Raw genomic sequence first — 14,864 nt, forward strand, 5'->3', positions numbered from 1 at the left:
GGGCCGCTCCAGCCGCCGCGCGTGGCCGACGGCCGCGGGTCATGCTGCGCGGGCGGCGCAGGCGGCACACCGCCCGGCGCACGCTGTATCGGGCCGCCCGGTTGCGGGTGCCCGTATGCGGGCGGCATGCCGCCGGGGCCGATGCGCGGCTCCGCGCGCCGCTCCCAGCGGTCGCGATCGTGAAACCACGGCCGGTTGCGGTAATAGCGGTCCCAGTACGCGCCGATCGCGAACCCGGTCACCGGCACGCCGATGATCGCGCCGTACTCGAGCAGCGGCACGTAGCTCCCCTGATACGGATAGTCGAGCTGCTGCGCGTCGATCCAGCCGCGTACGCCCGGCAGCGCGACATCGCACCACGAGTAGTCGCTGAGGCAGCCGAACACGTCGAGCGCGGTGCCCGGCGGAATTTCCGCGACGACCGGATAGTCGGGTGCCGGCCCCGCATAGAGCTCGGCTCCCGAGTTCGTGTAGGCGCTGCGCTGCGCGTCGGCAACGCCCGGTACGGCGGCCATGCCGAACAGCACGACGCACAGACTTCGGATGATGGTGTTGCTCATGGTGCTCTCCCGCGCGGTGCCGCCGCGCGTCCGTCAGTGTCGATGGCCGCCGCCCCAGTGTCCCCCGCCCCAGTGGCCGCCGCCCCACGGACGATGCCAGTACCCGCCGCGGTATCCGCCGCCCCAATGCCCCCAGAAGCCGAGGCCGATCGTGACGGGCGGCCCGTACCAGGCCGGGTAGTACGCGGGATAGTACGCCGGGTAAGGCACGTAGACGGGAGCGGCATAAACGGCAGCCGGCGCATACGCATAATCGTCGGCGGTCGGCGGCAGGGCAGCCGCGGCGGACGGTGCCGACGCAGCCGAAGCCGCGCTGGCCGGCGCCGCCGGGATCTCGCGCTGCGACAACGTGGCAGGCACGGGCGCGTAATACGGTACATAGCCGTAAGGGCCCGTGTAATAGCAGCCGCTCAGCGCCAGCGTCGCCAGCACGATGGCGGCAGGCCTCGCGGCGGAAATCGGATTCATCTCGTAGCTCCGCAGGAATGCGCTGCACCGCATGGCGCGCGCCTGACTGTAGCTTACGTCCACTGCATATTTCCGCGGGTTTGATCGGTTACTTTTTGTTTCCGCGCGGCAGCGGCGTCGCAGGGGCCGCGCAGGCACGCGGCATGCTTCGGCGTCTGCCGCGCCGGCGTTGAAGTTGGCGCATTCGCCCTCACGTTGAATATCGAGTCAGGCTGACCGGCGCGGACGGGTGTTCGCGGCCCCCGGCGGCCTGAAACCCGCGGGCTTCGGCCCGCCCAGACAGGAACGCGGCTCACGCCGCCATCGACATGACTACGCCACGCCCCACGCTTCGGGCGGACACGCCCCTCGATCCGATCATCCAGCTGCTGGCGCTCGCCGGCGAACAGGGTTATCTGACGCACGCCGATCTCGTCGACGCGCTGCCGCCGGAAAGCGACGGCCCCGACGCGCTGGACGTCGTGCGCGCCGCGCTCGCGGACATCGGCATCGCCGTGCTCGACGAGCCGCCCGAGCCGGTGCCGTTCGCGGGTGCGGCGCCAGTCGACGTCGATCGCGACACGCTCGACGAAGGCCGCGCGCTCCTGGGCGACCTCGCGCGCGGCACGAGCGCATCGACCGATCCGCTCGCGCTCTACATGCGGCGCATCCATGCGGTGCCGCTGCTCAAGCGCGAGGACGAAATCGTGCTCGCCCGCGAAATCGAAACGGGCCGCCATCAGATCCTGCATGCGCTCGCCGGATATCCGGCCGCGGTCGACACTCTGCTCGCACGCCGCGGCGCCACGGGTGCATCCGGCGCGGGCGGCGACGAAGGCGACGCCGTCGACGGCGGAGAAGACGACACGCTGCCGTCCCCCGCGCGCGACGATGCGCTGCAGGCCGCGGTCGCGACCGTGCGCCGAGCGCTGCACGCGCACGGCTGCCGCTCGGACGAATACCGCGACGCGCGCAACCAGCTGGCCGCTCTGCTCGGCTCGCTCCCGTGGGTCGCATCGGCCGTCGACGACGCGAGCCGCGTCGTGCGCGCGCTCGCGGCCGCACCGGTCGGCGCCGCTGCCGTCACCGGCGGCGACGACGCGTGCTTCGACTCGGTCGCACGCCGCGCGCTCGGCGCCGCGTTGAGCGACGGCCAGCAAAAGGTGCGCGACGGCACGCGCGCGATGCTCGAAGCGAACCTGCGGCTCGTGCTGTCGATCGCGCGCAAGTACCTGAACCGCGGCGTCGACCTGCCCGACCTCGTGCAGGACGGCTGTCTCGGCCTGATGCGCGCGATCGAGAAATTCGAATACCGGCGCGGTTTCAAGTTCTCGACGTACGCGACCTGGTGGATCCGCCAGGCGGTCGCGCGCGCGGTGGCCGACCGCTCGCGCACGATCCGCGTACCGGTGCACGTCGGCGACCAGTACCAGCGCGTACAGCGGCACGCGCTGCGGTTCCGCCAGCGCACCGGCCGCCGCGCGACGCCGGCCGAGCTGGCGGCCGAAACCGGCCTCGCCGAGGACAAGCTGCGCGCGGTGCTCGCGCTGCCGGCCGAACCGCTGTCGCTCGACACGCCGCTACCCGACGCGGATGCCGGCCTCGTCGACCTGATCGAGGACCAGGCGTCGGCCAGCCCGTTCGAGCGTCTCGCGGACACGCGGATGCGCGAATGCGTGTCGTCGCTGCTGCGGACGGTCACGCCGGCCGAAGCCAACGTGCTGCGCCGGCGGTTCGGCCTCGGCGGCGCGGAGCCCGACACCTACGATGCGATCGCGCAGGACGCGGGAATGTCGCGCGAGCGCGTGCGGCAGATCGAGAAGCGTGCGCTGGCGACGTTGCGCACGGTAGCCGAGGCCGAGGGCGCGCAGTCGTTCCTCGACGCGTGACGCCCACCGCCACGTTCGTGCCCCATCGCGGGCACGAACGCGCGCGGCCGGTTCCCCCAGGTGCAACGTTTGCCATTGACGCGCATCAAGTTTTGCTCATCGCTTACCGCGACAATGTGCTGAAATGAAAGGTGAAGCGGCGCATCGCGCGCCGCGGCCATTCCGTTTGCGCCTCCTCGGCCCCTCACCATGCAGACGACCTTCAGCCAGACGCACGAGGACAACCGCCGGATCGCGGACTGCCTGCGCGAAGCCGCGCAGCTGCTTGCCGACCAGGGCGCGAATCCCTATCGGGCGGCCGCGTACCGCGTAGCGGCCGACACGATCGAGTCGATCGACGGCGGCATCCGTCCGCTGTTCGACGCGGGTGGCGTCGACGCGCTCGGCGCGCTGCCGCAGATCGGCACCGGCGTCGCGCAAGCGATCGCCGAATTGCTGGTGACGGGGCGCTGGCGCCTGCTCGACCGGCTGCGCGGCGATGCAGAACGCGCGTCCGCGTTCGAAGCCGTGCCGGGCATCGGTCACGCGCTCGCGCTGCGGATTCACGACGAATTGCATATCGACACGCTCGAGGAGCTCGAACGCGCCGCCCGCAACGGCCGGCTCGAAGCGATCGCCGGCGTCGGCCCGCGGCGCGCAGCCGGGATCCGCGCGGCGCTCGACGACGTGCTGGCGCGCCGCCGGCGCTGGCAAGGCCACGCGCGCGACGCCGATCTCGGCACCGAGCCGCCGGTCGAGCTGCTGCTGTACATCGACCGCCTGTACCGCAACAAGGCCGCGGCCGGCGCGCTGCCGATGCTCGTGTCGCGGCGGCTGAACGCGGACGTCAGCGTGTCGCCGCCCGTCATGCACATGACGAAGGGCGGCTGGCATTTCACCGCGCTGTGCCCGTTTCCCGCGCGCGCGCAGGAGTCCGGCCGCACCGCGGACTGGGTCGCGCTCTACTTCTACGATGCGTTGCAGTGCGAGCACCAGCGGACGGTCGTCACCGGCACGCTCGGCTCGCTCGTCGGCAAGCGCATCGTGCGCGGACGTGAAATGGAATGCCGCGTGTATTACGCGGGATGATGCGCGCGGGCCGCAGGCGGCCGCGCCGCGGCGCGTGCTCGACGCTCCGTTGCCCGCGACGGGCCTAAGCGCTTTCCGGCTTCGCGCGGCGCAGCGGATGGCGATGCGCGGCGATTCTGAGCAGCTTCTGGAACGACGGACATTCGAGATGGCGCGGCGCCGGACACACGGCCGCGTGCCGCAGTGCGTCGCGCACCGCGCCCAGGCGACGGATCGTGCGGTCGAGCTCGTCGGCCTTGTCGTCGAGCTTCGCGCGATCGATCGCGGGCCGGCCGTCGGCGCCGAACATCGCGAGGATGTCGTCCAGCGAAAAACCGGCCTCGCGGCCGAGCGCGATCAGCGCAAGCCGCTCCAGCACCGATTCGTCGTACTGGCGGCGCAGCCCGTGACGGCCTGCCGGCACGATCAAGCCCTTTTCTTCGTAATAGCGCAGCGTCGACGCGGGCAATCCCGAGCGGCGCGCGACGTCGGCGATGTCCAGTCGGCTCATCCTTGATCTCAAGTGAACTTGAGGTTGCAAGATAGCCGTTCGACTCTTTCCGCACAAGCCTGGACCGTGATGCCGCTGCCCGCCCCGACCCGTCTTCCGCTGTGCGCGGCCGCCGCGGCCGCTCGCGCCGAAGGCACGCGATGCGCTCCGCCGACTCCCTGTTGCGCATTGCGGTGATCGGCGCGCGCCCGGCGCCGACGACGGGAACGGCGGCGCGAACGCGTCGCGCGCAGCGCGGCCGCTCAGACCTTCATCGTCCCCGTGCGCACATAGCGCTCGTGCCACGACAGCGCCTCGGCGAGCAGGTGCGGCGTGTGCTTGCCGAAGCTCTCGCGCGACGCGCGCTCGAAGTAGTCGTCGAGCATCGGCCGGTAATCGGGATGCGCGCAGGTCGCGATGATCTTGCGCGCGCGCTGCTTCGGCGACAGGCCGCGCAGGTCGGCGAGCCCCTGTTCGGTGACGACCACCGCGACGTCGTGCTCGGTATGGTCGACGTGGCTCGCCATCGGCACGATCCGCGAGATCGCGCCGCCCTTCGCGGTGCTGGCCGACATGAAGCACGACAGATAACCGTTGCGCGCGAAGTCGCCGGAGCCGCCGATGCCGTTCTGGATCTTCGTGCCCATCACGTGCGTCGAATTCACGTTGCCGTAGATGTCGGCCTCGATCATCCCGTTCATCGCGATGCAGCCGAGGCGGCGCACGAGTTCCGGATGGTTGCTGATCTCCTGCGGGCGCAGCAGGATTTTTTCGCGGAACGTCGCGATCTCGTCGGCGAAACGCTGGACGGCGGCCGGGCTCAGCGACAGCGCGGTCGCCGACGCGAAGCTCAGCGTGCCGTCGTCGAGCAGGTCGAGCATGCCGTCCTGGATCACCTCGGTGTACGCGGTCAGGTTCGAGAAGCCGGCCGAGCTCAGCTCCGCGAGCACCGCGTTCGTGATGTTGCCGACGCCCGACTGCAGCGGCAGCAGATTGTCCGGCAGGCGGCCGCGCTTCACTTCGTGGCGCAGGAAGTCGATCAGCTGCAGCGCGATCTGCTTCGACGTCGCGTCCGGCGCGGAGAACGCGTTGCTGCGGTCCGGCGCGTCGGTCTCGACGATCGCGACGATCTTGTCCGCCGGGCAGCGCAGGTACGGCTCGCCGATCCGGTCGTCGCTTTTCGTCAGCGGAATCGGCTTGCGATGCGGCGGCAACGCGGTGCCGTAATAGATGTCGTGCATTCCGTCGAGGCCGAGCGGCTGGCGTGCGTTCACCTCGAGGATCACGTGCTTCGCCCGCTCGAGCCACGTCTTGTTGTTGCCGATCGACGCGGACGGAATCAGCAGACCGTCGTCGCGGATGCCCGCGACTTCGACGATCGCGACGTCCAGCTCGCCGTACAGCCCGAACCACGCGTATTGCGCGACGTGGCTCAGGTGGACGTCCTGGTAGTCGACCTCGCCGCTATTGATCTTGTCGCGCAGCGTCGGGTCGGACTGGTACGGCAGGCGCATCGAGATGCCGTCGGTGCGGGCGAGCGCGCCGTCGAGCTCGGGCGCGGTGGACGCACCGGTCAGCACGTTGATCCGGAAGTCCTCGCCGCGCGCGTGGGCCGCTTCGATGTGGGCGGCGAGCGCTGCCGGCACGGCCTTCGGATAGCCGGAGCCGGTGAAGCCGCTCATCGCGACGGTCATGCCGGGACGGATCAGCGCGGCGGCTTCGTCGGCGGTGCGGACGAGTGAACGCAGCGCGGGAGCAAGGATGCGTGAAGAAGACATGGCAGGTTATCTGACGCTTTTGGTGTGTCGTTGACGTCGCGGGGGGTGTCTCCTGAGCGACGCGAAGCCCTTGGGGCCGCAACGGGCGGCCCGGCACCACAGGCACGGTCGGAGTATCGCAGAGGCAATCGCGGCGAAATGTCTGCCGGTTGCAAAAGATACTTGCAGGTTGCAACGGGTATCGAACGGCCGTTCTGTGACAGGCACGGCGATGGCTCGAATGCACGCGAAAGCCGCGTGAAAGCGAACCGAAGGTCTGCCGCGGTCCATTCGACGAGCGGCTGAACCGGCTGAACGCCAATCGGCCGGCGCCGTTCGTTCCGCATTCACTACGGATCGTCGAACAATCGGCATGCGTCGGGTCGCCCGGAATTGCCGCAGCCGATTGTCATCCGGCCGCGCTTTTTCGGGCCTGATCCACGTCAAGCCGCGCGCACGCGCGAATCGACCGCCGCCCTTGACAGCCGTGTCACGCGAGCCACACTGAACCACGCACGGCCCGCGCGCGAGCGCCGTTTCGCGCGTCCGGTTTGCGACCGGCCGATGCCCGTATTACGCGGTAACACTCCCGCATGTCAGGACATTGATCGAATAAAAAGCAACAAATTACAATTCCGTATATATTTCGCCGATGGACCAAAGAAAAACCGCCACACGTTCCGAACCGCCGTTGCCACGCACCTGGGATGCGCGGCTCGCGCGCTCGCTCGTTCGACCGCTGATCGACACGCCCGTCACCCCGAATCACCTCACCACCGTCCGTCTGCTGATCGGACTCGCCGGCGCCTGGTGCCTTGCGCAAGGCGGCTTCGGCTGGAGCAACGCCGGTGCATTCCTGATCGTGCTGTCGAACTTCGTCGACCACACCGACGGCGAACTCGCGCGGATCAGCGGCAAGACCAGCAAGATCGGTCACTTTTACGACCTCGCGGCCGATGCGCTCGTGACGGTCGCGCTGTTCGTCAGCATGGGCGTCGGCATCGTCGCGCAGGGCGGGCAGATGGCCGTATCGCCGGTGCTGCTCGGCGCGGTGGCCGGTGCCGCCGTCGCGCTGATCTTCTTCCTGCGCATGCGGATCGAATCGATCGCCGGCAAGGCCGGCACCAAGCAGGCGTTCGCCGGCGGCTTCGAGACCGAAGACGTGCTTTACCTGCTGCCGATCGTGACGCTCGTCGACGGCGTCCAGCCGTTCCTGCTCGCGGCGTCGATCGGCGCCCCGCTGTTCGCCGCATGGGTCGTGATCGACTGGTGGCGCATCGTGCGCCGCGGCAGCGCCCCGCGAGCAAACGCCGGGCCGTCCCAAGTTTTCTCGTCCCCTTCGGGGGGCCTGTCGCATAGCGACAGGTCTGGGGGCGCTCAAAGTTCCACTGAAATCCAGGCTTCGAAATGACTTCTAGCACGCGCGACGACTCCGTGCTGAGCCCGGCACGCCCCGCGCCTGCGCGCGCGGCAGCGGCCGATCCCGATCGCACCGTGGCCGACTGTGTCGGCCGTCTCGACGTCGACCGCCTGCGCGGCGACTACACGCGCCAGGGCTCGTTCCTGTATCTCGACGCGTTCCTGCCGGCCGACGCGCACGCGAAGCTCGCGGCGGCGGCCCGCGCGCTGCAGCCGCGCCTGAACCGCAATTACCTGCCCGGCCACAAGCAGGGCGGCAGCGTGAGCCGTCATGCGATCGACGAGCACGCGCCGTACATCGCCGAGCTGTACCGGTCGAAGGCGCTGATCGGCTTCCTCGAGAAGATCACCGGCGACAAGCTGATGCTGTCGCCGGACGACGATCCTCACGCGTACGCGCTCTACTACTACACGAAGCCCGGCGACCACATCGGCTGGCACTACGACACGTCGTACTACGACGGCCGCCGCTACACGCTGCTGATCGGCGTGATCGACGAATCGTCGTGCCGGCTCGACTACGAACTGCATACGCGCAATCCTGACGTGCCCGACGAGCCGGGCTCCGTGCAGATCGCCGACGGCGGCATCGTGCTGTTCGACGGCGACAAGCTGCGCCACCGGATCACGCCGCTCGGCCAGAACGAGACGCGCGTGTCGCTGACGTTCGAATACGTGACCAACCCCGGCATGCGGCCGTGGAAGCGCTTCATCTCGAACATGAAGGACGCGATCGCGTATTTCGGTTTCCGGCAGGTATTCAAGCAGCTGGCCACGCGCCGGCCGAGCGGGTCATGACACGCGCCGGCCTGATCCTGCTGTCCCTCGGTACGGCACTGTTCGTCGCACTGCTCGCGTGGCAGGGCGTCGGCGCGGTCGCGTCGACGTTCCTCGCGGCCGGCTGGGGCCTCGCGCTCGTCGCGGCGTTCCACGTCGTGCCGCTCGTGATCGATGCTTTCGCGATTTCCGTGATGTTCGGCCGTGGCCAGCCGGGCGCCGATCTCGGCAATGCGCTGCGCGCGCGCTGGGTCGGCGAATCGGTGAACAGCCTGCTGCCCGCCGGACAGATCGGCGGCCCGGTGCTGATGGTGCGCCACCTCGCGCAGCGCGGCACGCGGATGGCCGACGCGGCCGCCGTCGTCACGGTCAGCACGACGATGCAGGCGCTCGCGCAGATGGCGTTCGCGCTGATCGGCATCGCCACGTTCAGCGTCTATGCGACGCACGAATCGGTCGCTCACCTGCGCACGCCGGCGCTGATCGCCACCGGCGTGCTCGGCGCTCTCGCCGTCGCGTTCTACACGGCGCAGCGGCGCGGGCTGTTCGGCCGCGGGATGCGCCTCGCGTCGAAGCTGCTCGGGCCGCGCGACTGGTCGTCGCTCGCGACCCGTGCGGATGCGATCGACAACGCGGTCGGCGCGCTGTACCGCGATCGCGCGAAGGTCGCGAAGACCTTCGCGTTGAGCCTCGCCGGCTGGATCGTCGGCACCGCCGAAGTGTGGCTCGCGCTGCACTTTCTCGGGCACCCGGTCAGCTGGCTCGACGCGCTGCTGCTCGAGAGCGTCGGCCAGGCGATCCGCGGTGCGGCGTTCGCGATCCCGGGCTCGCTCGGCGCACAGGAAGGCGGTTATCTGCTGCTCGCGCCGCTGGTCGGCCTGCCGCCCGACGCGGCGCTCGCGCTGTCGCTCGCGAAGCGCGCGCGCGAACTCGCGCTCGGCCTGCCGGGCCTGCTCTATCTGCATTTCAGTGAAAGAAACTGGCAGCGGCGCCACGCGCCGCAGCCGCTCGCCGACTGATCGTTCAGATCGCCGGCTTTTTGGTTGGAGAACCCATGCGAGCCATCATTCTTGCGGCAGGCCTCGGCTTGCGCCTGCAACAACCGCCCGAGGCGCAGTTTCCGAAGTGCCTGCTGCGCTTCGACGACGTGTCGCTGCTCGAGCGCCATCTGCGTGTGCTCGACGCCGCGGGCGTCGATGAAATCGTGCTCGGGCTCGGCTTCCAGCACGAGAAGGTCGAGCAGGAGCTGAAGCGCCTCGGCCGCACCGCCGAGATCGTGATCAACGACCGCTACGACCTCGGCAGCGTGCTGACCGTGCACACCGTCGCCGATGCGATGACGCGCGGCGGCGACGTACTGCTGATGGATGCGGACGTGCTGTACGACGAGAACATCCTGCACGCGCTGATCGCCGATGCCGACAAGGCCGTCGACCGCCTGCTGATCGACCGCGACTTCGAGGCCGGCGACGAGCCCGTCAAGCTGTGCCTGAAGAACGGCGTGCCGGTCGAGCTGCGCAAGCAGCTCGCGGTCGACCTCGACTACGACACGATCGGCGAATCCGTCGGCTTCTTCCGCTTCACCGAAGGCACCGCGCGCCGCCTCGCGGCGATCGTCGCCAGCTACGTCGACAGCGGCCGCGCGAACATGCCGCACGAGGAAGCCGTGCGCGATTTGCTGCTCGAAGGCGGCCATGCGTTCGACGTCGCCGACGTCACCGGTTCGCCGTGGATCGAGATCGACTTCCCGAACGACGTCGCACGCGCGACGCAAGACATTCTCCCCCTGATTCAACGCACTACCGCAGGAGCCGCACGATGAACGCACGCGAACCCAACTTCTCCGAATCGCGCAGCGCACGCCTGCGCCGCATGCTCGTCAGCAGCGAGCTCGAATTCCTGATGGAAGCGCACAACGGGCTGTCCGCGCGCATCGTTCGCGAAGCCGGCTTCAAGGGCATCTGGGCATCGGGCCTCGCGATCTCCGCGCAGTTCGGCGTGCGCGACAACAACGAAGCGAGCTGGACGCAGGTCGTCGACGTGCTCGAATTCATGGCCGATGCGAGCGACCTGCCGATCCTGCTCGACGGCGACACCGGCTACGGCAACTTCAACAACGTGCGCCGCCTCGTGAAGAAGCTCGAGCAGCGCGGCATCGCCGGCGTGTGCATCGAGGACAAGCAGTTCCCGAAGACCAACAGCTTCATCGACGGCGAACGCCAGCCGCTCGCCGAAATCGACGAGTTCTGCGGCAAGATCAAGGCCGGCAAGGATTCGCAGAGCGATCCCGACTTCTCGATCGTCGCGCGCGTCGAGGCGCTGATCGCGGGCTGGGGGATGGACGAGGCGCTGCGCCGCGCGAACGCGTACGCGGAAGCCGGCGCCGATGCGATCCTGATCCACAGCAAGCTGTCGCGCCCGGACGAAATCCTGCAGTTCGCGCGCGAATGGAGCGGCAAGGCGCCGCTCGTGATCGTGCCGACCAAGTACTACAGCACGCCGACCGACGTGTTCCGCCAGGCCGGCATCAGCACCGTGATCTGGGCGAACCACCTGATCCGCGCGTCCGCGTCGGCGATGCAGGCCGTCGCGCGCGAGATTCACGAGAACGAGACGCTGATCAACGTCGAGGACCGCGTCGCATCGGTCAACGAGATCTTCCGCCTGCAGGATGCCGACGAATACTCGGCGGCCGAGCGTATCTACCTGTCGTCGTCGTCGCGCGCGTCGAACGCGGCGGTGGTGCTCGCCGCGAGCCGCGGCAAGGGGCTCGAAGCCGTCACCGAAGATAAACCCAAGGTCATGCTGCCGGTCGCCGGCAAGCCGCTGTTGCGCTGGCTCGTCGACGGCTTCAAGAAGCATGGCGTGAACGACATCACCGTGGTCGGCGGCTATCGCGCCGACGCGATCGACACGTCGGGCATCAAGCTCGTCGTCAACGAGCGCCATGCGCAGACGGGCGAGCTCGCGTCGCTCGCATGCGCGGCCGACCGCCTGACCGGCGACACCGTGATCTCGTACGGCGACCTGCTGTTCCGCAGCTACATCCTGCGCGACCTCGCGGAGAGCGAGGCCGAGTTCAGCGTCGTGGTGGATTCGTCGCTCACGGAGACCAACCAGAGCGTGCGCGACTTCGCGCTCTGTTCGGCCGCGGACGACCGCGGCCTGTTCGGCCAGAAGACGTACCTGCAACGCGTGTCGAGCGACGTTGCCGCCGGCACGCCGCACGGCCGCTGGATCGGCCTGCTGAACGTGCGCGGCGCAGGTGTCGACCGCCTGAAGGCGATGCTTGCAACGCTGCAGGCGCGTCCTGATTTCGACACGCTCGACATTCCGTCGCTGCTGAACGAACTGATCGCCGCCGGCGAGAAGATCGAGGTGCAGTACGTGCACGGCCACTGGCGCGGCGTCAACGATCTCGAGGACTTCCGCCGCGCGGGCGACTTCGCGCACGGCCAGACGCCGCTGTCCGAGCCGGGCGCCGGCAACGGGAGCGCGCAATGATCGAGGCGGCCCAGTTCGTCGAGGCCGCGCGCGAACGCGGCTTCGACTGGTACGCGGGCGTGCCGTGCTCGTACCTGACGCCGTTCATCAACTACGTGCTGCAGGATCCGACGCTGCATTACCTGTCCGCCGCGAACGAAGGCGACGCGGTCGCGCTGATCGCGGGCGCGACGCTCGGCGGCAAGCGCGGGATCGCGATGATGCAGAACTCGGGGCTCGGCAACGCGGTGAGCCCGCTCACGTCGCTCACGTGGACGTTCCGGCTGCCGCAGCTGCTGATCGTCACGTGGCGCGGGCAGCCGGGCGTGCCCGACGAGCCGCAGCACGCGCTGATGGGGCCGATCACGCCGGCGATGCTCGACACGATGGAGATTCCGTGGGAGACGTTCCCGACCGACGCCGAACAGGTCGGCCCGGCGCTCGACCGCGCGATCGCGCACATGGACGCCACCGGCCGCCCGTACGCGCTCGTGATGCAGAAAGGCAGCGTCGCGCCGTATGAACTGAAGGCGAACCCGGCGGCGCCGCCGCGTGCGCACGTCGCCGCGCAGTCGGCGCCACGCGCGGCGTCGCCGGCCGCATGGCCGACCCGCCACGATGCGCTGCAGCGCGTGATCGCGCACACGCCGGTCGATTCGACCGTCGTGCTCGCATCGACCGGCTTCTGCGGCCGCGAACTCTATGCGATCGACGATCGGCCGAACCAGCTGTACATGGTCGGCTCGATGGGCTGCGTGACGCCGCTCGCGCTCGGTCTCGCGCTCGCGCGCCCCGACCTGCGCGTGGTGGCCGTCGACGGCGACGGCGCCGCGCTGATGCGCATGGGCGTGTTCGCGACGCTGGGCACGTACGGCCCGTCGAACCTCACGCACGTACTGCTCGACAACGGTGCGCACGAATCGACGGGCGGCCAGGCGACCGTGTCGCAGCACGTGTCGTTCGCGGGCGTCGCGGCCGCGTGCGGCTATGCGTCGGCCGTCGAAGGCGACACGCTCGACGTGCTCGATGCGGCGCTCGACGCCGCGCATCCGGCGGACGGCGCGCGCTTCGTGCGGCTTGCGATCCGCACGGGCGTGCCCGACGGCCTGCCCCGCCCGACCGTCACGCCGGTCGAGGTCAAGACCCGCCTGATGCGGCATATCGGCGCCGCGCAGACCGAAGCCCACGTTGAAGGAGCCCATTGATGCTGCTGCTGAACCCCGGCCCGGTCACGCTCTCCGAACGCGTGCGCCGCAGCCTGCTGCAACCCGATCTGTGCCATCGCGAAAGCGAATTCTTCGACTTGCAGGATGAAGCGCGTGCGCGCCTCGTCGCCGCGTACGAACTCGATCCGGCCGAATGGGCCGCCGTGCTGATGACGGGCTCGGGCACGGCCGCCGTCGAAAGCATGATCGCGGCGCTCGTGCCGCAAGACGGCAAGCTGCTCGTGATCGAGAACGGCGTGTACGGCGAGCGGATCACGCAGATCGCCACGCAGTACCGGATCGCGCATGACGTGCTGAAGCACGAGTGGATGCAGGCGCCCGACCTCGCGCAGATCGCCGCGCGGCTCGACGCGGGCGGGTATTCGCACGTCGCGGTGATTCATCACGAGACGACGACCGGCCGGCTGAACGATCTCGGTGCGATCGCCGACGTATGCCGCGCGCGCGGCGTGAAGATGCTCGTCGACGGCGTCAGCAGTTTCGGCGCGGAGGCGATCGACTTCGCCGGCGGCGTGATCGACGCGGTCGCCGCGACCGCGAACAAGTGCCTGCACGGCGTGCCGGGCGCGGCGTTCGTGATCGTGCGCCGCAGCGCGCTCGCGAAGGCCGCGAGCCGGACTTACTACCTCGATCTCGGGCGGCTCGCGAAGCTGCGGGATCAGCGCAATACGCCGTTCACGCCGTCCGTGCACGCGTATTACGCGCTCGTCGAGGCGCTGCGCGAGTTCGACGAGGCCGGCGGCTGGCGTGCGCGCCATGCGCATTACAAGGCGCTCGCCGATCAGGCGCAGGCCGGGCTCGCCGCGCGCGGGATGCCGCTGGTGCTGCCGGAGGGGGCGTCGTCGGTCGTGCTGCGCGCGTATCGGCTGCCGCAGGGTGTCACGTACGAAACGCTGCACGACGGGCTGAAGGCGCGCGGCTTCGTGATCTACGCAGGGCAAGGCGGGTTGTCGAAGGAACTGTTCCGGATTTCGACGATGGGCGCGATTCAAGCGGCCGACGTCGAGCGGTTGCTCGACGGGTTCACGGCGTTGACGCAGTAAGCGTCGAGCCCCGCTTCGTCCACGAGAGGCCCGCAAGGGCCTTTCTTCTTTCTTATGCCCAGCTCGAGTTCAACATGATGCTGCACACGTTCACGCGGGTGAACCCCGGATCCTTGTGCGCGAGAAAGTCATCGTTGAAGGTGCCGAACGTCGTGCCGGGGCGATGCTTCATGCCGTCGTAGAACGCATCGATCATCTTGTTCGCAAAGTCCGCGCCGCGCGGATAGGCTTCGACCACCGCGGCGCGCTGCTCGTCGGTGAAGAGATCGAAGCCGCGCCCCGCCACGTCCATTCCCGCTCCCGCTTGAACCAGCGCGATCTCTCCGTGCATGTGCTCCGGAATGCCCGGCGTCGTATGGAGCGCAACGGCCATCCAGACCTTCTCTATGTCCGACTCGGAAATACGATGGCTGCGCAGGAAATCGCGCGCCGCATTGGCGCCGTCCACTTCGAAGCGAAGCTGGCTTTCGTGGTAGACCGACGTCAATCCGATATCGTGAAACATCGCCGCGACATAGAGGAGCTCGCGATCGAACGCCATGTTCTTCCGTTGCCCGAGCAGCGCGCCCCACAGGTACACGCGCGTCGAGTGATTGAACAGCAAATCGCCCTCGGTATCGCGAATGAGTTGCGTGACCTCCCGCGCCAGCTGGCTGTCCGGGATCACCGCATTGATCGATCTATTCGTCTGCACGATGTCTTCCTTCATCTGTTTGCTCGATTTCG

Annotated in this window: 14 protein-coding genes; 9 read left to right on the top strand and 5 right to left on the bottom strand. The window is 68.9% G+C overall.

What is annotated here, in order from left to right; genetic code table 11:
• The coding region (locus BSE24067_RS17030) for an SH3 domain-containing protein (RefSeq protein WP_174904802.1) at positions 1-560 on the bottom strand (560 nt) is incomplete at its 3' end.
• 33 nt (positions 561-593) lie between these two features.
• A complete protein-coding gene (locus BSE24067_RS17035) occupies positions 594-1,028 on the bottom strand; it encodes a hypothetical protein (protein WP_151065187.1) in 435 nt (144 codons plus the stop codon).
• Positions 1,029-1,336: 308 nt separating this feature from the next.
• Between BSE24067_RS17035 and BSE24067_RS17040 the strand changes: the two genes are divergently transcribed.
• On the top strand, positions 1,337-2,896 hold the full coding sequence (locus BSE24067_RS17040; RefSeq protein ID WP_151065188.1) for a sigma-70 family RNA polymerase sigma factor: 1,560 nt from the start codon (positions 1,337-1,339) through the stop codon (positions 2,894-2,896).
• 189 nt (positions 2,897-3,085) lie between these two features.
• Positions 3,086-3,964, top strand: coding sequence for a helix-hairpin-helix domain-containing protein (locus BSE24067_RS17045; RefSeq protein WP_151065189.1), 879 nt, complete (start codon positions 3,086-3,088; stop codon positions 3,962-3,964).
• A 64-nt stretch (positions 3,965-4,028) separates the two neighbouring features.
• Here the strand turns inward: BSE24067_RS17045 and BSE24067_RS17050 are convergent, their stop codons facing one another.
• Entirely contained in the window at positions 4,029-4,454 is a 426-nt protein-coding gene (locus BSE24067_RS17050; RefSeq protein ID WP_151065190.1) for a helix-turn-helix domain-containing protein, read from the bottom strand.
• 242 nt (positions 4,455-4,696) lie between these two features.
• Complete coding sequence (locus BSE24067_RS17055) at positions 4,697-6,211, bottom strand: acetyl-CoA hydrolase/transferase family protein (RefSeq protein ID WP_151065191.1); 1,515 nt, start codon at positions 6,209-6,211, stop codon at positions 4,697-4,699.
• A gap of 631 nt (positions 6,212-6,842) precedes the next feature.
• Between BSE24067_RS17055 and BSE24067_RS17060 the strand changes: the two genes are divergently transcribed.
• Genes BSE24067_RS17060 through BSE24067_RS17090 form a run of 7 tightly spaced genes read left to right on the top strand, consistent with a single transcriptional unit; the run spans position 6,843 to position 14,138 of the window.
• The gene (locus tag BSE24067_RS17060; RefSeq protein WP_151065192.1) at positions 6,843-7,601 is read left to right on the top strand and encodes a CDP-alcohol phosphatidyltransferase family protein; all 759 of its coding nucleotides are present in this window, start codon (positions 6,843-6,845) and stop codon (positions 7,599-7,601) included.
• Positions 7,598-8,407, top strand: a complete 810-nt coding sequence (locus BSE24067_RS17065; protein ID WP_151065193.1) for a HalD/BesD family halogenase — start codon at positions 7,598-7,600, stop codon at positions 8,405-8,407. Before BSE24067_RS17060 ends, BSE24067_RS17065 begins: the two co-directional genes overlap by 4 nt.
• Positions 8,404-9,405 carry an HpnL family protein gene (locus BSE24067_RS17070; RefSeq protein WP_151065194.1) on the top strand — a complete coding sequence of 334 codons (1,002 nt, stop codon included), beginning with the start codon at positions 8,404-8,406 and terminating at the stop codon, positions 9,403-9,405. Before BSE24067_RS17065 ends, BSE24067_RS17070 begins: the two co-directional genes overlap by 4 nt.
• Positions 9,406-9,440: 35 nt before the next feature.
• Positions 9,441-10,208, top strand: a complete 768-nt coding sequence (locus BSE24067_RS17075) for a phosphocholine cytidylyltransferase family protein (protein WP_151065195.1) — start codon at positions 9,441-9,443, stop codon at positions 10,206-10,208.
• The gene (gene aepX / locus BSE24067_RS17080) at positions 10,205-11,890 is read left to right on the top strand and encodes a phosphoenolpyruvate mutase (protein ID WP_151065196.1); all 1,686 of its coding nucleotides are present in this window, start codon (positions 10,205-10,207) and stop codon (positions 11,888-11,890) included. The genes BSE24067_RS17075 and aepX overlap by 4 nt, the downstream gene beginning before the upstream one ends.
• Complete coding sequence (aepY, locus tag BSE24067_RS17085; RefSeq protein ID WP_151065197.1) at positions 11,887-13,074, top strand: phosphonopyruvate decarboxylase; 1,188 nt, start codon at positions 11,887-11,889, stop codon at positions 13,072-13,074. The genes aepX and aepY overlap by 4 nt, the downstream gene beginning before the upstream one ends.
• Positions 13,074-14,138: a 2-aminoethylphosphonate aminotransferase gene (locus BSE24067_RS17090; protein ID WP_151065198.1), complete on the top strand. Its 1,065-nt coding sequence runs from the start codon at positions 13,074-13,076 to the stop codon at positions 14,136-14,138. Before aepY ends, BSE24067_RS17090 begins: the two co-directional genes overlap by 1 nt.
• A 52-nt stretch (positions 14,139-14,190) precedes the next feature.
• On the opposite strand, the gene BSE24067_RS17095 is transcribed toward BSE24067_RS17090, so the two are convergent.
• Positions 14,191-14,847 (bottom strand): HD domain-containing protein, encoded by a 657-nt coding sequence (locus BSE24067_RS17095; protein ID WP_151065199.1) that lies wholly within the window; start codon positions 14,845-14,847, stop codon positions 14,191-14,193.
• Positions 14,848-14,864 lie beyond the last annotated feature (17 nt).

The organism is Burkholderia latens (assembly GCF_902499045.1).
In the GTDB taxonomy this organism is placed as follows: Bacteria; Pseudomonadota; Gammaproteobacteria; order Burkholderiales; family Burkholderiaceae; genus Burkholderia; species Burkholderia latens.

Excerpts from the sequence above, each read along its gene's own strand:
- BSE24067_RS17035 (WP_151065187.1), bottom strand. The coding sequence starts at position 1,028 with ATGAATCCGATTTCCGCCGCGAGGCCTGCCGCCATCGTGCTGGCGACG.
- BSE24067_RS17040 (WP_151065188.1), top strand. The coding sequence starts at position 1,337 with ATGACTACGCCACGCCCCACGCTTCGGGCGGACACGCCCCTCGATCCG.
- BSE24067_RS17045 (WP_151065189.1), top strand. The coding sequence starts at position 3,086 with ATGCAGACGACCTTCAGCCAGACGCACGAGGACAACCGCCGGATCGCG.
- BSE24067_RS17050 (WP_151065190.1), bottom strand. The coding sequence starts at position 4,454 with ATGAGCCGACTGGACATCGCCGACGTCGCGCGCCGCTCGGGATTGCCC.
- BSE24067_RS17055 (WP_151065191.1), bottom strand. The coding sequence starts at position 6,211 with ATGTCTTCTTCACGCATCCTTGCTCCCGCGCTGCGTTCACTCGTCCGC.
- BSE24067_RS17060 (WP_151065192.1), top strand. The coding sequence starts at position 6,843 with ATGGACCAAAGAAAAACCGCCACACGTTCCGAACCGCCGTTGCCACGC.
- BSE24067_RS17065 (WP_151065193.1), top strand. The coding sequence starts at position 7,598 with ATGACTTCTAGCACGCGCGACGACTCCGTGCTGAGCCCGGCACGCCCC.
- BSE24067_RS17070 (WP_151065194.1), top strand. The coding sequence starts at position 8,404 with ATGACACGCGCCGGCCTGATCCTGCTGTCCCTCGGTACGGCACTGTTC.
- BSE24067_RS17075 (WP_151065195.1), top strand. The coding sequence starts at position 9,441 with ATGCGAGCCATCATTCTTGCGGCAGGCCTCGGCTTGCGCCTGCAACAA.
- aepX (WP_151065196.1), top strand. The coding sequence starts at position 10,205 with ATGAACGCACGCGAACCCAACTTCTCCGAATCGCGCAGCGCACGCCTG.
- aepY (WP_151065197.1), top strand. The coding sequence starts at position 11,887 with ATGATCGAGGCGGCCCAGTTCGTCGAGGCCGCGCGCGAACGCGGCTTC.
- BSE24067_RS17090 (WP_151065198.1), top strand. The coding sequence starts at position 13,074 with ATGCTGCTGCTGAACCCCGGCCCGGTCACGCTCTCCGAACGCGTGCGC.
- BSE24067_RS17095 (WP_151065199.1), bottom strand. The coding sequence starts at position 14,847 with ATGAAGGAAGACATCGTGCAGACGAATAGATCGATCAATGCGGTGATC.